Origin of the sequence: Streptococcus mitis (genome assembly GCF_003942765.1) — a bacterium.
In the GTDB taxonomy this organism is placed as follows: domain Bacteria; phylum Bacillota; class Bacilli; order Lactobacillales; family Streptococcaceae; genus Streptococcus; species Streptococcus mitis_BE.
In genome coordinates this window covers 611885-634068 of sequence record NZ_RJNW01000001.1, presented here as the reverse complement: position 1 = coordinate 634068, position 22184 = coordinate 611885, and the positions used below count along the sequence as shown (strand labels likewise).

The 22184-nt window shown below is 40.1% G+C and carries 14 protein-coding genes; 5 read left to right on the top strand and 9 right to left on the bottom strand.

All coding sequences use genetic code 11. The annotated features are described in order from the left end of the window. Positions 1–71 precede the first annotated feature (71 nt). The 6 genes from D8849_RS03365 to D8849_RS03335 form a co-directional block, all read right to left on the bottom strand. A complete protein-coding gene (locus tag D8849_RS03365; protein ID WP_000749110.1) occupies positions 72–779 on the bottom strand; it encodes a nicotinamide mononucleotide transporter in 708 nt (235 codons plus the stop codon). 119 nt (positions 780–898) lie between these two features. Beyond that, positions 899–1549, bottom strand: coding sequence for a metal-dependent transcriptional regulator (locus tag D8849_RS03355; protein ID WP_125386192.1), 651 nt, complete (start codon positions 1547–1549; stop codon positions 899–901). 78 nt (positions 1550–1627) lie between these two features. Next, on the bottom strand, positions 1628–2122 hold the full coding sequence (tpx, locus tag D8849_RS03350; RefSeq protein WP_033682328.1) for a thiol peroxidase: 495 nt from the start codon (positions 2120–2122) through the stop codon (positions 1628–1630). 122 nt (positions 2123–2244) lie between these two features. Next, complete coding sequence (psaA, locus tag D8849_RS03345) at positions 2245–3174, bottom strand: metal ABC transporter substrate-binding lipoprotein/adhesin PsaA (RefSeq protein WP_000733069.1); 930 nt, start codon at positions 3172–3174, stop codon at positions 2245–2247. 31 nt (positions 3175–3205) lie between these two features. Next, entirely contained in the window at positions 3206–4054 is an 849-nt protein-coding gene (locus D8849_RS03340) for a metal ABC transporter permease (RefSeq protein WP_000559791.1), read from the bottom strand. After that, entirely contained in the window at positions 4051–4773 is a 723-nt protein-coding gene (locus D8849_RS03335) for a metal ABC transporter ATP-binding protein (protein ID WP_125386191.1), read from the bottom strand. The genes D8849_RS03340 and D8849_RS03335 overlap by 4 nt, the downstream gene beginning before the upstream one ends. 179 nt (positions 4774–4952) lie before the next feature. On the opposite strand from D8849_RS03335, the gene pepO reads away from it, so the two are divergent. Beyond that, a complete protein-coding gene (pepO, locus tag D8849_RS03330) occupies positions 4953–6845 on the top strand; it encodes an endopeptidase PepO (RefSeq protein WP_125386190.1) in 1893 nt (630 codons plus the stop codon). A 59-nt stretch (positions 6846–6904) separates the two neighbouring features. Continuing rightward, positions 6905–7669 carry an LptM family lipoprotein gene (locus tag D8849_RS03325; RefSeq protein ID WP_061590516.1) on the top strand — a complete coding sequence of 255 codons (765 nt, stop codon included), beginning with the start codon at positions 6905–6907 and terminating at the stop codon, positions 7667–7669. Positions 7670–7774: 105 nt separating this feature from the next. Here the strand turns inward: D8849_RS03325 and D8849_RS03320 are convergent, their stop codons facing one another. Further along, positions 7775–8404 (bottom strand): MBL fold metallo-hydrolase, encoded by a 630-nt coding sequence (locus tag D8849_RS03320; protein ID WP_061590515.1) that lies wholly within the window; start codon positions 8402–8404, stop codon positions 7775–7777. A 603-nt stretch (positions 8405–9007) separates the two neighbouring features. Between D8849_RS03320 and D8849_RS03315 the strand changes: the two genes are divergently transcribed. Then, entirely contained in the window at positions 9008–17563 is an 8556-nt protein-coding gene (locus D8849_RS03315) for an Ig-like domain-containing protein (protein WP_125386189.1), read from the top strand. Between the two features lie 87 nt (positions 17564–17650). Here the strand turns inward: D8849_RS03315 and D8849_RS03310 are convergent, their stop codons facing one another. Together D8849_RS03310 and D8849_RS03305 are read right to left on the bottom strand one after the other, a co-directional pair. Beyond that, on the bottom strand, positions 17651–18907 hold the full coding sequence (locus D8849_RS03310; protein WP_125386188.1) for an ISL3 family transposase: 1257 nt from the start codon (positions 18905–18907) through the stop codon (positions 17651–17653). A 169-nt stretch (positions 18908–19076) separates the two neighbouring features. Further along, the gene (locus D8849_RS03305) at positions 19077–20150 is read right to left on the bottom strand and encodes a DUF2974 domain-containing protein (RefSeq protein ID WP_125386187.1); all 1074 of its coding nucleotides are present in this window, start codon (positions 20148–20150) and stop codon (positions 19077–19079) included. A 156-nt stretch (positions 20151–20306) separates the two neighbouring features. Between D8849_RS03305 and D8849_RS03300 the strand changes: the two genes are divergently transcribed. Both D8849_RS03300 and D8849_RS03295 read left to right on the top strand, forming a co-directional pair. Then, on the top strand, positions 20307–20984 hold the full coding sequence (locus tag D8849_RS03300; protein ID WP_000548991.1) for a response regulator transcription factor: 678 nt from the start codon (positions 20307–20309) through the stop codon (positions 20982–20984). After that, a complete protein-coding gene (locus tag D8849_RS03295) occupies positions 20977–21951 on the top strand; it encodes a sensor histidine kinase (protein ID WP_042750480.1) in 975 nt (324 codons plus the stop codon). The genes D8849_RS03300 and D8849_RS03295 overlap by 8 nt, the downstream gene beginning before the upstream one ends. Positions 21952–22184: the final 233 nt, after the last annotated feature.

Here is a 22184-nt window from a genome sequence, read left to right as displayed (position 1 = left end):
GTAAAATGATAAAAATAGCAGAAGGGAGATTCTCTTAAGTCGACTTGTTTTTTTATTTAAGTTTTCTTCTATTATCTTACTTCTTCATCATTCCAGACAAATAAAGCTCCGATTGCATTGAGGATATAAAAGATGTATTTTCCGATATTGGCAAAATTCCCTTGAATACCAGCTTTTGTCAGCTGAACAAAATTGTAAATCAACCAAAAGCCCCACTGAGTTGTTAGTTTCAATGCGTTAAAAGCATTGGCAATGAGAGACAGTGCAAAGGCAATAGTTGTCACGTAGGCAAGGAGATTCATCTTGCCTCCATAACCGATATAGTTGGTCACAAAGGCAAAGAGGAAGGCGATGATGGAAATGATGATGGCCGCTAATTTTAGCTGTTTTTGGCTCATTTGGTTGGGTCTGCCTTCTTGCGAAGCTTCCCATTTCTTAATAGCAAAGGTATAAATGAGGAAGGTGACGGGATAGGTGATAATAGCCGCCTTATTTCCAAGGATATAATCAATAGCACCGGACAAAATGGTATTAACAATACCAAAGTAATTTCCCCATTTGCTTAATTTCCCCGTGAAACGAGTGGACAACATGGAAATCCCAACGTTGGTTACGGAAATCAATCCAAAGGGTACAAGAGCTGTCCATGGTCCCCAGTCTACGAATTTATCGAGGCGGGAGTTGAGGTAACCAGATGCAATTGCAATCCCAACGACCAGAGCAACTCCAAAGAGGTCAAACCATTTAGATGTCGCAAAAATTTTTAGTGATTTTTTCATAGGTTAAACTATCTTTCTTGTTTTTTACAAACATTCTACAACTAAATGAAAGTAAAATCAAATGATAGAAATAAAACCCTGAAAATAAAACTTTCAGGGTTGGTAGGGTACTTGAGAAATTAGTCGATTTTTTCGACATAGAGTTGTTTGGCAATGTCCATACTTACTTGTAAATCCTCGTTTTTACTGAGGATGGTGAAGGTATTGCTGAAGCCATCAAACTGCTGGACTTGGAGCGAATCACCGATGTGAAGTGAGTGCTTGTCCAGATAATGGAGAATGTCAAAACTATCGTGCACCCGAGTTAGGCGGTAGGAGCCAGCTTCCTTGATGTCAGCTAGTGGCAGGTTATTGATTTCAACTAGGAGTTCTCCCTTGGCAGGAATAGTTCCTCCATGAGGACAGGTCTTGGGAAATCCTAGTAGTTTATCCAGTCTCTCCACGAATAAATCAGAGACAGTGTGTTCCAAGACTTCAGCTTCCTCGTGAATCTGGTCACTCGTATAGTCTAAATGATGGACTAGAAAAACTTCAATCAAACGGTGCTTACGATAGAGCTCAGAGACCAGTTTGAGGCCGATGTCAGTTAGTAGATAGCCGCATTCCTTGTCCTTGAGGATGAGATTTTCGCTCTTCATCCGTTTAATCATTTCAGTTACGGCAGGGGGAGAGACTTGCATGCGAGCCGCAATTTCTTTGTTGCTAATTTTATGCAAATCTATGCCAATTTCATAAATACACTTTAGATAATCTTCTTTATTAGGGGTCATTCGTTTCCTCTTGTCTAATATCTCTATCTAGTATATCAAAAAAAGCTAGATTTCTCTAGCTATCTGCCACAATGGCTTCTAATTTAGTTCTTTAGCAGCTGCAATTGCGGCTTCGAAGTTTGGTTCAGAGTTGATATTGTCCACGTATTCAACGTAGCGAATCGTATTGTCCGTATCTAGGACAAAGACTGCGCGTGCCAATAGGTGCCATTCGTTGATTAAGAGGGCGTAATCACGTCCAAAGGAATGGTCGAAATAGTCTGAGAGCATGATGGCATTTTCAATTCCCTCAGCACCACACCAACGTTTTTGGGCAAATGGTAGGTCCATAGAAACAGTCAATACGACCGTGTTGTCCAGTCCAGCCAGTTCTTCATTAAAGCGACGCGTTTGAGTTGAGCAGATACCTGTATCGATAGAAGGCACGACACTCAAGACTTTTTTCTTGCCATCAAAATCAGCCAGAGATTTTTTAGAAAGGTCTGTTGTAGTGAGTGAAAAATCAAGTGCCTTGTCGCCGACTTGTAGTTGTTTACCTGTAAAGCTCACAGGATTTCCGAGGAAAGTTACCATAAGATACTCCAATCTTTTTTCTTCCATTTTAGCTGAAACAGTCGGAATTTTCCAATGATTTGACCGGAAATATGAGCATAGAAAAAACGCCAGCTCATGTGAGAATGACGTTTTTCAGAGGCTTATTTTGCCAATCCTTCAGCAATCTTGTCAAGGTTGTATTTCATCATGTTGTAGTAGCTATCGCCTTCTTTACCTTGTTCTGCGATAGAGTCAGTAAAGATTTGTGCGTAGATTGGGATATTTGTGTCTTGTGAAACAGTTTTCATTGGACGGTCATCTACACTAGATTCTACAAAGAGTGAAGGAACTTTTGTTTGGCGAAGTTTTTCAACCAAGGTCTTGATTTGTTCAGGTGTTCCTTCTTCTTCAGTGTTGATTTCCCAGATGTAAGCACTTGGGACACCATAGGCTTTAGAGAAGTATTTGAATGCTCCTTCGCTGGTTACAATGAGTTTCTTTTCAGCAGGGATGTTATTAAATTTATCCTTACTTTCTTTATCAAGTTTGTCTAACTTATCAGTATATTCTTTGAGATTTTTTTCATAGAATTCCTTGTTGTTAGGATCTTTAGCGCTCAATTGTTTGGCGATATTTTTAGCAAAGATAATTCCATTTTCAAGGTTAAGCCAAGCGTGTGGGTCTTCTTTACCTTTTTCATTTTTTCCTTCAAGGTAGATAACATCAACGCCTTCGCTGACTGCAAAGTAGTCTTTGTTTTCAGTTTTCTTAGCATTTTCTACCAATTTGCTAAACCAAGCATTGCCACCTGTTTCAAGGTTGATACCGTTATAGAAAATGAGGTCAGCCTCAGAAGTTTTCTTAACATCTTCAGGGAGTGGTTCGTATTCGTGTGGGTCTTGTCCAATCGGAACGATACTGTGAAGATCAATCTTGTCACCAGCAATATTTTTAGTAATATCAGCGATGATTGAGTTTGTAGCAACAACTTTTAGTTTTTGACCAGAAGCTGCATCTTTTTTTCCGCTAGCACATGCTACAAGAGCAATAACGGAAAGAAAGAGAACGAGTAATGTACCTAATTTTTTCATTAGATCCTCCAATTTATTGGGGTTTTGCCCCTTATTTTAACAAATGTTTATTTTTCAGTTTCAAATATCGTTGTTTAGGAGAGATAAAGAAACTGATTAAGAAGAAGCTAGCAGCTGTAAGTACGATGCTAGAACCAGCTGCTAAGTTTAAACTATAGCCAATAAAGAGTCCCAAAACTGAAGCTGTAGCTCCAAAGGTTGAGGAAAGGAAAATCATACTTTTCAGGCTATTAGCATACAGATAAGCAGTTGCAGCTGGGGTAATCAGCATGGCTACAATCAGGATAGTTCCAACACTTTGCATGGCTGTCACAGACACGAGAGTCAGGAGTATCATGAGGAGGTAGTGATAGAAATTGACAGGCATTCCCATGGCTTTAGCCAGAAGTTCATCAAAGGAAGTTATCAAGAGTTGCTTGAAGAAAATCCAGATTAACAAGAGAATGACCGCCCCTACGCCCATAGTGATAAACATATCCGTATCTTGGACGGCTAGAATATTACCAAAAAGGATATGGAAAAGGTCAGTTGAACTTTTAGCGACACTAATCAAGATGATACCGAGGGCTAAGAAAGAAGAAAAGGTAATGCCGATGGCGGTATCGCTTTTGATAATCGAGTTCCCCTTGATGTAGGTAATGATGATAGCAGCTAGCAATCCAAAGACAATGGCTCCGATAAAGAAGTCAACGCCTAAGATGAAGGAGAGGGCTACACCTGGTAAGACAGCATGTGAAATAGCATCTCCCATGAGTGACATCCCACGTAGAATGATGAAACATCCCACAGCTCCAGCTACGACCCCGACGACAATGGCTGTTATCAAGGCATTTTGTAAGAAATGGAATTTTTGCAATCCATCGATAAATTCTGCAATCATAGGTCACCTCCATTGAAAAAGAGTTGATTACCGTAAGCTTCTTTGAGATTGGCTTCGGTAAAGGTTTCTTTGGTTGGACCAAAGGCAATCACTTCTCGATTGACAAGCAAGACTTGATCGAAGTAGTGAGGAACCTTGCTGAGGTCGTGGTGGACGATGAGAACCGTCTTCCCAGCTTTTTTCAGATCTCTCAGCGTATTCATGATGATTTCCTCACTGACAGAATCAATCCCAACAAAGGGTTCATCTAAGAGTATATAATCGGCTTCCTGCACCAAACATCTGGCAATCAAGACCCGCTGGAATTGACCTCCAGACAGTTGACTGATTTGACGTTCAGCATAGTCAGCTAGGCCGACGATTTCAAGGGCTTCTTTCACTTTCTTCCAATGTTTAGCATTTAAACTTCGAAAGAGAGGGATAGTGGGAAAGAGTCCTAGCGAGACGCATTCCTTGACCTTGATGGGAAAGTTATAGTCGATATTGATTTTTTGTTCGACATAGGCAATTCGGTGTAAGGATTTTTTAACTTCCTTGTCATCGAGAAATGCCTGACCTTGATGTGGGATAATTCCCAGCATCCCTTTTAATAATGTTGATTTTCCAGCACCGTTTGGACCAATGATTCCGGTAATTGTTGGTCCTTGGAGCACTAGTGAAATATCCTTAAGTGCCAACGTTTCTTTGTAGGAGACACTGAGGTTTTCGATACGTATCATAAACTTGTATTCCTCCTGTCTCTTAATATACATTAAAAAAAAAATTAAGTCAAGTTAATTTTTGAAAAATTTAAAATAATAACTGAAAAATGCTGGAAAAGGGAAGTCCATTTTTAATTGCATTCCCAAGCAATTTTTGTTAAGCTAGCAATAACTTAAAAAATGAAAGCGAGAACAAGATGACACGTTATCAAGATGATTTTTATGATGCAATCAATGGAGAATGGCAACAGACAGTTGAAATCCCAGCAGATAAGTCTCAAACAGGAGGTTTTGTTGATTTAGATCAGGAAATTGAAGACTTGATGCTTGCGACAACAGACAAGTGGTTGGCAGGAGAAGAGGTGCCTGAGGATGCTATCTTAGTAAACTTCGTCAAATACCACCGCCTAGTTCGTGATTTTGACAAGAGAGAAGCTGACGGTATCACACCTGTCTTACCACTCCTTAAAGAATTCCAAGAGTTGGAGACTTTTGCGGATTTTACAGCTAGACTAGCAGAGTTTGAACTTGCAGGAAAACCTAACTTCCTTCCTTTTGGTGTATCGCCAGACTTTATGGATGCAAGAATCAATGTTCTATGGGCCAGTGCTCCAAGCACGATCCTGCCAGATACGACCTACTATGCAGAAGACCATCCTCAGCGCGAAGAGCTCTTGACTCTTTGGAAAGAAAGCAGCGCAAATCTTCTCAAGGCTTATGATTTCTCTGATGCAGAAATTGAAGACTTGCTAGAGAAAAGACTTGAATTGGATCGCCGAATTGCAGCAGTGGTGCTTTCTAATGAAGAAAGTTCAGAGTATGCTAAACTTTACCATCCATATGATTACGAAGATTTCAAGAAATTTGCGCCTGCCCTACCTTTGGATGACTTCTTCCAAGCCGTTCTTGGACAAGTACCAGACAAGGTTATCGTAGACGAGGAACGTTTCTGGCAAGCAGCAGACCAATTCTATAGTGAAGAGGCCTGGCCTCTCCTCAAGGCAACCTTAATTTTAAGTGTTGTCAATCTCTCAACCAGCTATTTAACAGAAGAAATCCGTGTCTTGTCAGGTGCCTATAGCCGTGCGCTTTCAGGAGTTCCAGAAGCCAAAGACAAGGTCAAGGCAGCCTACCAGCTAGCACAAGGTCCTTTCAAACAAGCCTTGGGGCTCTGGTATGCCCATGAAAAATTCTCTCCAGAGGCCAAGGCGGATGTAGAGAAAAAAGTGGCAACCATGATTGATGTCTATAAGGAACGCTTGGCTAAAAATGACTGGCTGACTCCAGAAACTCGTGACAAGGCCATCGTTAAACTCAATGTCATCAAGCCTTATATCGGTTACCCAGAAGAATTGCCAGAACGCTACAAGGACAAGGTAGTGGATGAGACTGCTAGTCTTTTTGATAATGCTCTAGCCTTTGCGCGTGTGGAAATCAAACACAGTTGGAGCAAGTGGAACCAGCCTGTAGACTACAAGGAGTGGGGCATGCCTGCTCATATGGTCAATGCTTACTACAATCCACAGAAGAACCTGATTGTTTTCCCAGCGGCTATTTTACAAGCACCTTTCTATGACTTGCATCAATCATCTTCTGCTAACTACGGGGGTATCGGGGCGGTTATTGCCCATGAAATTTCCCACGCCTTTGATACTAACGGAGCTTCCTTTGATGAAAATGGTAGCCTCAAGGACTGGTGGACAGAGAGCGACTATGCTGCCTTCAAGGAGAAAACACAAAAAATTATTGACCAGTTTGATGGGCAGGATTCTTATGGAGCAACCATTAACGGTAAATTGACTGTGTCAGAAAACGTGGCTGACTTAGGAGGAATCGCTGCAGCGCTTGAAGCAGCTAAGAGAGAACCAGACTTCTCAGCAGAAGAATTCTTCTACAACTTCGGTCGCATCTGGCGCATGAAAGGTCGCCCAGAATTTATGAAACTCTTGGCTAGCGTCGATGTGCACGCACCAGCCAAACTCCGTGTCAATGTACAAGTACCAAACTTCGATGATTTCTTTACAACCTATGATGTCAAAGAAGGAGACGGTATGTGGCGTTCACCAGAAGACCGCGTGATTATTTGGTAATGAATCTAATCTAATACTAAAATCCGTAAATCTGCATAGGATGGGTTAAAGAGGTTAACATGAAGAAATTTTTAATGATGCTTTCAGCTATTCTTACTGTTTTTGTTTTAGCATCTTGTGGTGCAAACAAAAAGGATGAAAAAATAGAACCTTCGGCAACACAATCATCTTCTACCAAAGAGGAACAGAAGGAAGGCTCTACGAAGTCAGAGAGCCAAACTAGTACAAGTTCTTCAATGGCAACGCCGTCAACAACAATGGAAACGAAAAGCGAAACAGGAAAAGATTTGTACGAGGGAGTAATAGAGCGGTACAATCACTATCAGGTCCTTTTAAGTAGTGGTGACCGAGAATCCTTGTATGAAAAGTTGAAACAGAACAAGATTTTTTCTGAAGAGTATGGCTATATCTTTACACTAAGCACCTACGATAAACCAGCTAGTCTTCATTATGTATACGCTGATTTAAATAATGACGGTCAAGATGAATTGATTATTGGAGATAAAAAATATATAGGGGCCATTTACTATTTAGAGAATAAACAACCCAAGTTGCTTCATACAGCTTATGTAGCTTCTGCAGGTGGTTTTCGTTCCAGTTTAGTTATTTATGAAAACGGTCAAGTCAGATATGCAGACTGGCAGTCAACACGACCAGAAATGAACTTAAGTCTGTATGCTTTTAATAAAGACGGAGTCCAGAAGATTAAAGAAGGAATATTTCAAATTGGTAGTGATCAAAAACCAGAGCAAATCTTAGAGATTTCTTCTAATGAAGTTGATTTAGCTAAATTTGAATGGAAAGAATTTGAGCCAGCTAACTAATGTTCTATGAAATTCAATACTAGGCTAGATTCTAACATCAAAGAATGGAGAATTGAATAGCAATACACAAAAACCAAGGATAAAAATTCCTTGGTTTTTTGCTAGCTAGAAAAATGGATTAAAAGTCTTTTCGTGAGCGATGGTCGTAGCTGGACCATGCCCTGGATAGACATCATAGTTTGGTAGGGTGAAGAGTTGGGTCTGGATACTATGGAGTAGCTGCTCCGTACTACCAGTCGGAAGGTCGGTTCGTCCAATAGTTTCACGGAATAGGGCATCTCCTGTCAAGACTAGGTGAGCATCAGGAAAGACGATAGAAACACCACCGATAGAGTGCCCTGGTGTTGGCAAGACAGTGAAACGAAATTCCTCTAGTTGATATTCTTCATGAAAGCTAAAGGTGTGTTCTGCAGGTTTTGCGACCACATCTGCCATATCATCGTGGCGAGGAAGCCCAGAGAGATTATCGACGGGAGTATAGAGCCAGCTGGCTTCGCTCTGTGCGATATAGACAGGAGGATTGCCAAAAGTCTCGCGAACCAAGTCCAGACTCATGATATGGTCATAATGGGCGTGGGTCAAGAGAATAGCACAGATCGGTTTGTTGATGTTCTCTATTGTCTGACGAATGGCTTCCCAATGGCTACCAGGATCAACAACGATGAGGTTCTTTTCACCTTCCAGGTAATAGGTGTTTTCATAGGCAACAGGATTCACAGTTTTATGGATTTTCATACTAGCTCCAATCTCAAAGAATGTACTAAATTAAGTATAGCACAGTTAGGGGGAATAAAGTAGACAGAAAGTTTTTCTTTATAGAAGGTTACTTGCTATCTACTTCATTCTGTCTAAAATAGAGATAGCTATTTTTAGAGTTATGAACTAGCTAGAGCTTTTAATTGACTGGGATTTAAAATAAAGCTAATGAGCTGGAGAGTGAATTAATGAAACAAGTAAATTGTACTCTGTATTAGAAGGAAGTTTGTAAAAAAGGAAATAAAATATACATGTAAGGTTAAATTGAATCAATATACTAATTTAACAAAAATAGAGTATGAGACCTGTAACAGCTTGCTACATATTATTTTACAAGTAAAAAAATCTGAAAATTGTTGTATTTTTGGAAAATATTTATTTTAAATTTAGAATAAAAAAATAAGTCATTTTATTTGCTACAGACTAGAAAATATGATATCATAAAGTTGTATGTTGTAGACAATTTTATGATATCAAGCTTCACTTCTAACATCTTTTGTTTCATCTGAGGTTACCTGTGAGTTTTCGATATCAATAACTTGTAAATCGACATCAAAATAAAAAAGGAGGTTGTGGGTCTAAATGAAAGGCAAGCAACAACAAGATTTTAGAGTAGAAAAGTACATCCGTTATGGTATCCGGAAATATAGCTTTGGAGCAGCATCAGTAGCAATTGCAGCTGGTTTGATGTTCCTTGGAAATGGTGCGGTATCAGCAACGGAAGTTCAAGGTGCTGAAGCATCAGTAGCTGCAGCTACTGCCCCAGCAAATCAAGCGGATTCTAATAAAGAGAAGGAAGCCGTTAAGCCAGAAACTAAAGTAGAGGAAGCTAAGCCAGAGGTTAAAGCAGAAGAAGCTAAAAAAGTAAATAAAACTGTCCTAGAAGCAAGTATTGCTACTTTGGAGTCTAAACTTTCAACTGCTAAATATGCAGATGCTACAGTAGTAAGCTCAGCTAAGGAAGTATTGGCAGCAGCTAAAGCAACTCTTGCAAAAGCAGATGCTAGTCAAGCTGATGTAGATGCTCAAGCAGAAACTGTATCAGCATTAAGTACTGTAGTTACTGAATCAAATACTGCTGGTTTCGATAAAAAACAAGCAGCTGAAAAAGAAGTGGCTAAAGCAGAAGCTGAGAAGAAAGCTACTCCAGCAGAAAAAACTCTTTCAGAAGCTAAATCAGCGCTTGACAAAGCTTCATCAGAAGCAGATGTAACAAACAGACTTGCAAAATCTGAACTTTCTAAGAAGGAAGTGAAGGAAGAAAACAAAGCAGCTGTTGAAGCAGCAGTAGCTAAAAACCAAGCAGTTCTTACTGAAACTAAGGCTCTTCTTGCTGATAAGAGTGTAACAAAAGAACAAGTAGATGCTCAATTGGCTCGTCTTAACGAATCAATCCTTGCAGTTTACAATGAATTGAAAAACGCAGGAATCGGTCGTGATGGTAAGTTCGCAGTCAACTTGGAAGATGCTCAAACAACAGCGCTTAAAGACTCATCTACAGAAGCGGGTAAAAAATGGTTGGCAGATCATGGTTACTCATCTTTGGCTGATATTCCTATCATGAACAAAGGAAAAGATGACAAAGAGATAGAACAAGCGTCTAAACAAATCCAATGGTTAGATTTTACAGATACAGCAGCTTGGAGTAACTTAGATGCAGATGGTCAGCTTCAAATTGGTTCAACCTTCAGAAAAGAGTTGATGCCAGGTTATGTTGTGACATTGACTGTTAAGGAAATGAAACCATTCCATGCTACCGAAACTTATAAAAACCGTGTAGCAGGAACTGCTAATGAAGATACTTATAATCCAGATGCAGTAAATAGCTTTAAACAAGCGACTGGTATCGGTGGTTCTGCTCAAACAAAATGGGCACACGTGAAAAATGCAGGTTTTAATACTGATCCACATAAAACTACCATTGCGGGTACTGATGATAAATCGGTTCAAAAGAATGGTACTATCGCTGGTGTAGTATTTAGTGTTGATGCTGAGTACAATGGTAAGAAAACAAAACCAACTATTTTAATGACATCTGGTGAAGATATCAAGGTAAACGAAAGTGAAATTTACACAACAAACGGAACACCTTGGGATTTATATGCATTGGTAGGTAACGCATCAGAAACAACTCCTTACCAACCTAATGACAAGATGAGAAATGTCACAAGCCCTCAAGAATTTCGTCCTGCAGATGATAAACTTCAGAAAGCCTTAGCGAACGGTACTTTCTCAACGCCTGATACAGCAACATCAGGATTAGGTTCTCAAGTTTTTGGTAGTTACATTAACGGTGAAAAAGGTGGATCAGCTACACCAATCGTATCTACTGCAGGAGCAACAGAAGTTGGGTTCTACATCATTTCGGGTGGAGCTCAGTCATCTATGATTGGTATCTCTTTATCAGACTTTGGAGATCTGCCAGAATCTTATGGTAAAGCAGAGCATTCTCTCAGAACATCTACTACTGACTATGCAACCAATCAAGTAGAAGAAATTCAACAACCGTATTTAGGTAAGGTCAAAGCTGACCCTGAAGCACAAAATGGAGAGCGTGTACGTGGTATCGGATCAGATGATGCTACTGACAATGGCGATGAAGGTGTAGCACAGCTTGTCGCTCCAGAAGATGTTCATATTAATAAAGATAATGGTGAACCGGAAGTTAAAATCGTACAAGGTAAAGATAATACTTACCGTGTTAAAGTTATTGCATCAGCAAATGGCAATGACAAATATACTGGTACAGTAGAGCCTGCTTATGTGCGTGGATTTATCGACTTTAACAACAACGGTAAATTCGATGAAGGTGAAGCATCTGACATCGTTAAAGTAACTGGAAATAATGAAACAGTGGAATTAGTGTTCCGAAACACTCAGGTTGTTGATACAACTAAAGATAAAGTTAACTTCCGTACACGTATCGCTAAATCTGAAAAACAAGTAACCAAAGCTACGGGTATTGCCTTCTCAGGTGAGGTGGAAGATAACCAAATTCAAGTTGCTTTACCTCCACGTGGAGATAAGGAAGAAACAACTGGTAAACAAGGTGAAACTCAGTCTGTAGGTATCGAGTTTGTATCACGTGCTGTAGGAGATGATGCTTCTAACCTTGGTTCAAACAACGGAAATACTACCTTCAATTCATACGGTAAACTAGATTACTCTGAACAACCAAACTCTATTAGCTTAGAAACAACTAAGAAAAAACAATCTGAGGGTGTGATGATTGTAGATCCAAGCGGAAACTTAGTTAAATCATACACTAAAGCAGGTCAAGGGACTTATACAGTATTAGAGGACAAAGTAATCTTTACTCCAGAAGCTAGCTTCGTAGGTAAAGCTGATGGTGTCGTACTTCGTGCAGTAGATGCTAATGGTCATTCAACTGGATGGACAGCGTTAACAGATCAAAACGGACTTGAAAACATCAATGATGGGACACACACAACAGCAACGAAAACAATGGATGCTGTGTATATTCCAACAGTAACTCCAAAAGAAATCACTGCAGACCCAGAAACATCAACAGATGTTCAAGGTAAAGAACAGAAGAAAACGCCAACGTTTACAGCAGGTGCAGGAACAGATAATGCTACACCAGTAACACCAAGTGCACAATATCCAGCTAAATTAGTTGATCCAGCTACTGGACAACCAACTGATGCAACATCTGTAACTGTAGAGGGACAAGGAACTTACACAATCAATCCAACAACAGGAGAAGTAACATTCCAACCACTTCCAACATTTACAGGAACTGCAACAGGAGTAGGTGTATCCCTAACAGCACAAGTAGGTCAAGATAAAGACGGCAATCCTGTAATGGCTACAGCTACTACTACTTATACACCAACTGTAACTCCAGTTACACCAACAGCAGACCCAGCTACTTCAACTGGTATTCAAGGTGAAACACAAAAAGGAACACCAACATTTACAGAAGGAAATTCTGAAGTTCCGATTAAAGAAAACTCACATAAACTTCTAGATAAAGAAGGAAATGAAGTTCCAGCAGGACAAACAACTCCAGCATACGCTGAAGATGGAGTAACTCCAGTAGGTACTTACTCAATCGACCCAGCAACAGGAGAAGTAACCTTCACACCAACAGACAAATCTTACACTGGTAAAGTTACACCAGCTAAGGTTCAAGCAGAAGATAAGAACGGAACAAAAGTTTCAACTACTTACACTCCAAATATCGTAGGCGTAACGCCAACAGCAACTCCAGATGAATCAACAGGAGTTCAAGGTGAAACTCAAGAAGGAACAGTTTCATTTGCACCAGGTGAAACAACAATTGGTGGTGAGAAGAAATCAGTTCCAATCAAAGCAAACTCAGCTAAATTGTTGAATGCAGATGGCTCAGAAGCAACTGGACCAGTTGATGCATTGGATGAAAAAGGTAACAAGGTTGGAGAATACACAATCGATCCAGCTACTAACAAAGTAACCTTCACACCAACTGATAAGACTTATGTTGGCAAAGTTCAACCTGCTAAAGTACAAGCTGAAGATGAAAATGGAACAAAAGTACAAACTACTTACACACCAACAATCGTAGGCGTAACGCCAACAGCAGACCCAGCTGAAACAACAGATGTACAAGGTGTTGAACAATCTAAAGAAGTAACATTCAAACCTGGTAAAGCAACTGTTAACGGTGTTGAAAAAGAAGTACCACTTAAAACTGATTCATTTACATTATTAGATGAAAATGGACAACCAGCTACATCAGTACCAGCTAAAAACCCAGCGGGAGACATTATCGGTACTTACACACTTAAAGTTGTAGACGGTAAAGTAACTGCAGTATTTACACCAACTGATAAAACATATGCAGGAGAAGTTGAACCAGTTACTATCCAAGCTAAAGATACAAATGGAACTCCAGTAACGACAACTTATACTCCAAACATCACTCCGGTAGTACCAACAGGAACACCAACAACATCTGAAGGTGTACAAGGACAACCTCAAGAAGGAACTCCAACATTCACACCAGGTAATGATAAAGTTCCTATGAAGATTGATGCTACTCAACCAGCTAAATTAATCGATCCAGCTACTGGACAACCAACTGATGAAACAACAATTCCAGCAAAAGACGCTAACGGAAAAGAAGTTGGTACATACACAATTGATCCAACAACAGGTAAAGTAACATTCACACCTAACAAAGACTTCGTAGGTACTCCAGTACCAGCGACAGTTCAAGCCAAAGATGCGAATGGAACACCAACAACAGCTACATACACCCCAACAGTAACACCAGTAGTTCCAACAGCAGAACCAGCTGAAACAACAGACATCCAAGGTAAAGAACAAACTGGCAAACCAACCTTCACACCAGGGGCTGATGAAGTACCAATGGATGATGATACTCCAGCGACATTCGAGGATGGTTCAAAAGAAAAAGTTATTCCAGGTGAAGGAACATACACAGTTGCACCAGATGGAACAGTAACTTTCACACCAGAGAAGAACTTCACAGGCAAAGGAACAGGCGTAACTGTTAAACGTGTAGATAAGAATGGTACTCCAGTCACAGCTAAATACACTCCAACAGTAACACCAGTAGTTCCAACAGCAGAACCAGCTGAAACAACAGACATCCAAGGTAAAGAACAAACAGGAAAACCAACCTTCACACCAGGTAATCCAAATGTTCCGATGGATGATGATACTCCAGCAACCTTCGACGATGGTTCAAAAGAAAAAGTAATTCCAGGCGAAGGAACATACACAGTTGCACCAGATGGAACAGTAACCTTCACCCCAGAGAAGAACTTCACAGGTAAAGGAACAGGCGTAACTGTTAAACGTGTAGATAAGAATGGTACCCCAGTCACAGCTAAATACACTCCAACAGTAACACCAGTAGTCCCAACAGCAGAACCAGCTGAAACAACAGACATCCAAGGTAAAGAACAAACAGGAAAACCAACCTTCACACCAGGTAATCCAAATGTTCCAATGGATGATGATACTCCAGCAACCTTCGAAGATGGTTCAAAAGAAAAAGTAATTCCAGGCGAAGGAACATACACAGTTGCACCAGATGGAACAGTAACATTCACACCAGAGAAGAACTTCACAGGTAAAGGAACAGGCGTAACTGTTAAACGTGTAGATAAGAATGGTACCCCAGTAACAGCTAAATACACTCCAACAGTAACACCAGTAGTTCCAACAGCAGAACCAGCTGAAACAACAGATATTCAAGGTAAAGAACAAACAGGTAAACCAACCTTCACACCAGGTAATCCAAATGTTCCAATGGATGATGATACTCCAGCAACCTTCGAAGATGGTTCAAAAGAAAAAGTAATTCCAGGCGAAGGAACATACACAGTTGCACCAGATGGAACAGTAACATTCACCCCAGAGAAGAACTTTACAGGTAAAGGCACAGGCGTAACAGTTAAACGTGTAGATAAGAACGGGACCCCAGTAACAGCTAAATACACTCCAACAGTAGCACCAGTAACACCAACAGGAACAGACGCTGTAACAGAAGATGTTCAAGGTTCAACTCAAACAGGTAAACCAGTATTCACACCAGGTAAAACAACAGTTAACGGTGAAGAAAAAACTGTAGAATTATCTGATAAACCAGCTAAATTGGTAGATCCGAAAACAGGTGATCCTGTTGATTCAGTAACTATTGAAGGTGAAGGAACATACACAGTAGCTCCAGATGGAACAGTAACCTTTACTCCAGAGAAGAACTTCACAGGTAAAGGAACAGGTGTCACAGTTCAACGTGAAGATAAGAACGGCACACCAGTTAAAGCTACTTACACACCAGTTGTAAAACCAGCAACACCAACAAGTTCAGACGTTATCACTACAAATGTTCAAGGTGCTACTCAAGAAGGAACACCAACATTTGAAGGTGGAAAAGTTACTGTAAATGGTGAAGAAAAAACTGTAGAAATCGACGAAACTGTTAAACCAACATTCGACGATGGCACAACTGAAAAAACTATCCCAGGTGAAGGAACATACACAATCGATGAGAACGGTAAAGTAACCTTCACACCAGAGAAAACATTCACTGGTCAAGCAACAGGTGTAACTGTTAAACGTGTGGATAAGAACGGCACACCAATCACAGCTAAGTATACTCCAGTAGTCGTTCCAGTAACACCAACTTCAAAAGACACTGAATCAGAAGGTCCTAAAGGACAACCTCAATCAGGAACACCAACATTTGAAGGTGGAAAAGTTACAATCAACGGTAAGGAAGTTCCAGTTGAAATTGATGAAACTGTTAAACCAACATTTGACGATGGCACAACTGAGAAGAAAGTACCAGGTGAAGGAACATACACAATCGATGAAAACGGTAAAGTAACCTTCACACCAGAACCTGACTTCGTAGGTAAAGCAACAGGCGTAACCGTTAAACGTGTAGATAAGAATGGTACACCAGTAACAGCTACTTACACTCCAACAGTTCGTCCTGATACTTCATTCGTTGATAAAGATGGCAACCCACTTTCACCAACAGAAGATGGAACTAAACCAACTAAAGATATCCCAGGATACAAGATTGTTAAAACTGAAGTAGACGAAAAAGGAAATACAAAACACATCTATGAGAAAGTTACAACAACTTATAAAGATAAAGATGGCAATGTAATTCCAGGAACAACTACTGAAGAAGGTACAAATCCTAAGAAAGATATCCCAGGTTACCGCTTCGTAGAAACTAAGAAACTTCCAAACGGTGATACAGAGCACGTTTATGAGAAAGTTAAGACAAGTCACAAGGATAAAGACGGAAATGAAATTCCAAACTATCCAACAGAAGATGGCGAACAACCTAAGAAAGATATCCCAGGTTACCGCTTCGTAGAGACTAAGAAACTTCCAAATGGCGACATCGAACACGTTTATGAGAAAGTTAAGACAAGTCACAAGGATAAAGATGGAAATGAAATTCCAAACTATCCAACAGAAGATGGCGAGCAACCTAAGAAAGATATTCCAGGCTACCGCTTCGTAGAGACTAAGAAACTTCCAAATGGCGATGTAGAACACGTTTATGAGAAAGTTAAGACATCATTCAAGGATAAAGAAGGAAATGAGATTCCAGGAAATCCAAGTGAAGATGGCGAACAACCTAAGAAAAATATCCCAGGCTACCGCTTCGTAGAAACTAAGAAACTTCCAAATGGAGATACAGAGCACGTCTACGAAAAAGTTAAGACATCATTCAAGGATAAAGAAGGAAACGAGATTCCAGGAAATCCAAGTGAAGATGGTGAACAACCTAAGAAAGATATTCCAGGTTACCGCTTCGTAGAAACTAAGAAACTTCCAAATGGAGATACAGAGCACGTCTACGAAAAAGTTAAGACATCATTCAAGGATAAAGAAGGAAACGAGATTCCAGGAAATCCAAGTGAAGATGGTGAACAACCTAAGAAAGATATTCCAGGCTACCGCTTCGTAGAAACTAAGAAACTTCCAAATGGAGATACAGAGCACGTCTACGAAAAAGTTAAGACATCATTCAAGGATAAAGAAGGAAACGAGATTCCAGGTAATCCAAGTGAAGATGGCGAGCAACCTAAGAAAGATATTCCAGGCTACCGCTTCGTAGAAACTAAGAAACTTCCAAATGGAGATACAGAGCACGTCTACGAAAAAGTTAAGACATCATTCAAGGATAAAGAAGGAAATGAGATTCCAGGTAATCCAAGTGAAGACGGCGAACAACCTAAGAAAAATATCCCAGGTTACCGCTTCGTAGAAACTAAGAAACTTCCAAATGGCGATGTAGAACACGTTTATGAGAAAGTTAAGACAAGTCACAAGGATAAAGATGGTAAAGAAATTCCAAACTATCCAACAGAAGATGGCGAACGACCTAAGAAAGATATCCCAGGTTACCGCTTCGTAGAGACTAAGAAACTTCCAAATGGCGACACAGTTCATGTTTATGAAAAAATTATTCCTCCTGTGAAACCAGAACCTGCGAAACCATCAAAACCAGCTCCAGCTAAACCAGCTAAGGAATTACCTAATACTGGTACAGAAGATCACTCTAGCCTAGCAGCTCTTGGACTTCTTGGAGTATTGAGCGGATTTGGTCTTGTGGCACGCAAGAAAAAAGAAGACTAATGTTTTAATCATTAAAGATTAAACAAAGGAATTCAATTTCATAAATGAAAACCGGCTCTTTGTCAACTGTAGTGGGTTGAAGAAAAGCTAAGCTCGAGAAAGGACACATTTCGTCCTTTCTTTTTTGATATTTAGGGCGATAAAAATCCGTTTTTTGAAGTTTTCAAAGTTCCGAAATCCAAAGGCATTGCGCTTGATAAGTTTGATGAGATTATTGGTGGCTTCCAGTTTGGCGTTGGAATAGAGTAGTTGAAGGGCGTTGGCAATCTTCTCTTTATCCTTGAGGAAGGTTTTAAAGACAGTCTGAAAAAGAGGATGAATTAGCTTAAGATTGTCCTCAATAAGTTCGAAAAATTTGTCTGCCTCCTTGTTCTGAAAGTGAAAAAGCAAGAGTTGATAGAGATGGTAGTGGTGTTTCAAGTCCTCTGAATAGCTCAAAAGCTTGTCTAAAATCTCTTTATTCGTCAAGTGCATGCGAAAAGTAGGGCGATAAAAACGTTTATCGCTGAGTTTACGACTATCCTGTTGAATGAGCTTCCAGTAACGCTTGATAGCCTTGTATTCATGGGATTTTCGATGAAACTGATTCATGATTTGGACACGCACACGACTCATAGCACGGCTCATGTGTTGGACAATATGGAAACGATCCAACACGATTTTAGCGTTTGGAAAAAGCTGTTTAGCTAAGGCATAGTAGGGACTAAACATATCCATAGTAATGATTTTCACCTGACATCGGACTGCTCTATCGTAACGAAGAAAGTGATTTCGGATGACAGCCTGTGTTCTTCCTTCAAGAACAGTGATAATGTTGAGCTTGTCAAAATCTTGTGCAATAAAGCTCATCTTTCCCTTTGTAAAAGCGTACTCGTCCCAGGACATAATCTCAGGGAGGTAAGAAAAATCAGACTTAAAACGGAAGTCATTGAGCTTACGAATGACAGTTGAAGTTGAAATAGCCAGCTGATGAGCAATATCGGTCATAGAAGTCTTTTCAATCAGCTTTTGCGCAATCTTTTGGTTGATGATACGAGGAATTTGATGATTCTTCTTGACGAGAGAGGTTTCGGCGACCATCATTTTCGAGCAATGATAGCACTTGAATCGACGCTTTTTCAGGAGGATTCTAGTAGGCATACCAGTCGTTTCGAGGTAAGGAATTTTCGACGGTTTTTGAAAGTCATATTTCTTCATTTGATGTCCACAATCAGGACAAGATGGGGCATTGTAATCCAGTTTAGCGATGATTTCCTTGAGTGTATCCTTATTGATGATGTCTAGAATCTGGATATTAGGGTCTTTAATATCGAGTAGTTTTGTGATAAAATGTAATTGTTCCATATGAATCTTTCTAATGAGTTGTTTAGTCGCTTTTCATTATAGGTCATATGGGACTTTTTTTCTACAACAAAATAGGCTCCATAAGATCCATAGGGAATTTACCCACTACAAATATTATAGAGCCTGAAAACCCAACTAATCAAACGATTAGTTGGGTTTTTTATGTGGATTATCTCTTTTTCCAGGCTTGGTAACGGGTATCAATTAATAATTGGGTGAGGCGTCCCATGGTTTCCCTTTCTTCTGGAGTAAGGGATTGAACTTGGACGAATAGATGACGAATGTGTTCGATAGCTTTTAAGGAAGACAGGTCATTGATGGAGCTAACCCCAGCATCTAGAATAGTGCCAAAGAAGAGATCGAAGTAGAGCTGAAGTTCCTCGTCAGGGACTGTCGCCACCCACTCCTTGAAGGTTGTATCTACCTGTTGGCTATCACTGTTGGTCTTATCCAGTTGAATGAAGTGCTTGTCCTCAATCTGCCAACTAAAGGTATCGTGCTGGGCGATACCACCCAAGGCAGTACTGTGAACGATGACTTGGTGGTCAGGAATTTCCAGCATCATACCGATAATGGATCCTTGCGGGATGAAGACCTTGGTTCTATCTATTATCCTTTGATAGCCCTCGGTTTGTGTCAATTCTTTGTGGAGACCAGGCGCATCAAAAGTATAAACTGCTGTGATTTGATTTTGCAAGCTTTGCTCAATTTGACTAGCAGCATAGATAGCTAGATTTCCTCCCTTGGAATGTCCAGCCAGAATGACCTTTTGCTTAGGATGGTGGACAAGAAAATTTCTTAAATAGCGTAGGGCGTGCTTTTGAGCAGGAATTTCCTTCATATAGGTCAGGTGGAAATCTTCCTTCCAGCCAATGATACTGTCATCTGTCCCACGAAAGACAATCAGATAGGTATCGAGAGTGAGGCGGTAGGTCATAGCCGCAAACTGTTTTTGCAGCTCAGGGTCGATATCATTGATAAAATGGGAGAGTTTGCAATTTTTGAAGCGCTTGTGTTGAGCTAGTTCATCTAATAGCTGGAGGCGGTTTTTACTGGTCAACATGTTAGACTCTCTTGGAATGAGAAGTGCCAAGTCTAAAAGTCGCAGAGGACTTGTGGAGACCAGATTATCAAAGGAGAGATAGGTGATTTCTGTTAAGGCTAGAATGTCTAGCTCATTCAAAGGAAGGTCGTAAAAGGAATCGTGTGCGACATCTTTCAGATAATCAAAAATATTGGCCATTAGAGCTCCTTTCTTTTTTATTTATCTTATCAAATTTCCCTCAAATTAGCTAGTAGGGTTGCCTCATTTTGTTGGCTAAAAACAAGCTCTTTCAAATTCAGTTTCAGACCTTCTAACATGGAAAAATCTGTTATAATAATAGAAAAGGAGGAGCGCATGCACAAGATTTTATTAGTAGAAGATGATCAGGTCATTCGTCAACAGGTCGGGAAAATGCTCTCTGAATGGGGATTTGAAGTGGTTCTGGTAGAAGACTTTATGGAAGTTTTGAGTCTTTTTGTCCAGTCGGAACCTCATCTGGTCCTCATGGATATTGGACTGCCCTTGTTTAATGGCTATCACTGGTGTCAGGAGATTCGCAAGATTTCCAAGGTACCCATCATGTTTCTGTCTTCGAGAGACCAGGCTATGGATATCGTCATGGCAATCAATATGGGGGCGGATGACTTTGTGACCAAGCCTTTTGACCAGCAGGTCCTTCTAGCCAAGGTTCAGGGCTTGTTGCGCCGTTCCTATGAGTTTGGGCGTGACGAGAGTTTACTGGAATATGCTGGTGTTATCCTTAATACCAAATCCATGGATTTACATTATCAAGGGCAAGTCTTGAATTTGACCAAGAATGAATTCCAGATTTTACGAGTATTGTTTGAGCATGCGGGCAATATTGTAGCGCGTGACGATCTCATGCGGGAACTTTGGAATAGTGACTTTTTCATTGATGACAATACCCTATCTGTTAATGTGGCTCGTTTGCGTAAAAAGTTGGAAGAACAGGGCTTGGTAGGATTTATCGAGACCAAGAAAGGGATAGGGTACGGACTGAAGCATGCTTGATTGGAAACAATTTTTTCTAGCCTATCTGCGTTCCCGTAGTCGTCTGTTTGTCTATCTGCTTTCTTTGACGTTTCTGGTTTTGCTCTTTCAGTTTTTATTTGCAAGTTTGGGAATTTATTTTCTCTACTTTTTCCTGCTATGTTGTTTTGTAACCATCTTATTTTTCACTTGGGACATATTGGTGGAAATGCAGGTCTATCGCCAGGAAATTCTCTATGGGGAGAGGGAAGCCAAATCTCCTTTGGAAATAGCTTTAGCAGAAAAATTAGAAGCGCGTGAGATGGAACTCTATCAGCAGAGGTCAGATTCAGAAAGAAAACTGACGGATTTGCTGGATTACTATACCTTGTGGGTCCATCAGGTTAAGACACCCATTGCAGCTAGTCAACTCTTAGTTGCAGAAGTAGCTGACCGCCAACTGAAGCAGCAGCTAGAACAGGAAATTTTCAAGATCGACTCCTATACCAACTTGGTTTTACAGTACCTGCGTTTAGAAAGTTTCCATGATGATTTGGTCTTAAAGCAGGTTCAAATTGAGGACTTGGTCAAAGAAATAATTCGTAAATATGCTCTTTTCTTTATTCAAAAAGGATTAAATGTCAATCTACATGATCTTGATAAAGAAATCGTGACGGATAAAAAGTGGCTGCTAGTGGTTATTGAGCAAATCATCTCAAACAGTCTCAAGTATACCAAGGAAGGTGGTCTGGAGATTTATATGGAGGGACAAGAGCTTTGTATCAAGGATACGGGAATCGGGATAAAAAACAGTGATGTCCTCCGAGTCTTTGAACGTGGCTTCTCAGGATATAATGGACGCCTAACTCAGCAGTCATCTGGACTTGGCCTCTATCTATCTAAGAAAATTTCTGAAGAACTAGGTCACCAGATTCGTATCGAGTCTGAGGTTGGAAAAGGAACGATAGTAAGAATTAAGTTTTCCGATATGAATCTGATAATTGAGTGAGCATGATAGATAAGAGCCCAGGATAAGACAACTGGGCTTTTTTATCTTTAACTGTGTATCCTAGTAAATTATTTGCTTGGGCGTTTTCGGTTGAAAAAATCAAAATGGAGCAATGGGTTGTCAAACAAACTCATCACGCTTATTTATTAAACTGCATCTTCTTTTATAAGAGATGCAGTCTTTTGTTCTTTGGATAAGGAAACAAAAATTTCTTTATATATCTGTTCAATTGA

Coding starts and splice junctions, on each gene's coding strand:
- D8849_RS03365 (WP_000749110.1), bottom strand. CDS start 779: ATGAAAAAATCACTAAAAATTTTTGCGACATCTAAATGGTTTGACCTC.
- D8849_RS03355 (WP_125386192.1), bottom strand. CDS start 1,549: ATGACCCCTAATAAAGAAGATTATCTAAAGTGTATTTATGAAATTGGC.
- tpx (WP_033682328.1), bottom strand. CDS start 2,122: ATGGTAACTTTCCTCGGAAATCCTGTGAGCTTTACAGGTAAACAACTA.
- psaA (WP_000733069.1), bottom strand. CDS start 3,174: ATGAAAAAATTAGGTACATTACTCGTTCTCTTTCTTTCCGTTATTGCT.
- D8849_RS03340 (WP_000559791.1), bottom strand. CDS start 4,054: ATGATTGCAGAATTTATCGATGGATTGCAAAAATTCCATTTCTTACAA.
- D8849_RS03335 (WP_125386191.1), bottom strand. CDS start 4,773: ATGATACGTATCGAAAACCTCAGTGTCTCCTACAAAGAAACGTTGGCA.
- pepO (WP_125386190.1), top strand. CDS start 4,953: ATGACACGTTATCAAGATGATTTTTATGATGCAATCAATGGAGAATGG.
- D8849_RS03325 (WP_061590516.1), top strand. CDS start 6,905: ATGAAGAAATTTTTAATGATGCTTTCAGCTATTCTTACTGTTTTTGTT.
- D8849_RS03320 (WP_061590515.1), bottom strand. CDS start 8,404: ATGAAAATCCATAAAACTGTGAATCCTGTTGCCTATGAAAACACCTAT.
- D8849_RS03315 (WP_125386189.1), top strand. CDS start 9,008: ATGAAAGGCAAGCAACAACAAGATTTTAGAGTAGAAAAGTACATCCGT.
- D8849_RS03310 (WP_125386188.1), bottom strand. CDS start 18,907: ATGGAACAATTACATTTTATCACAAAACTACTCGATATTAAAGACCCT.
- D8849_RS03305 (WP_125386187.1), bottom strand. CDS start 20,150: ATGGCCAATATTTTTGATTATCTGAAAGATGTCGCACACGATTCCTTT.
- D8849_RS03300 (WP_000548991.1), top strand. CDS start 20,307: ATGCACAAGATTTTATTAGTAGAAGATGATCAGGTCATTCGTCAACAG.
- D8849_RS03295 (WP_042750480.1), top strand. CDS start 20,977: ATGCTTGATTGGAAACAATTTTTTCTAGCCTATCTGCGTTCCCGTAGT.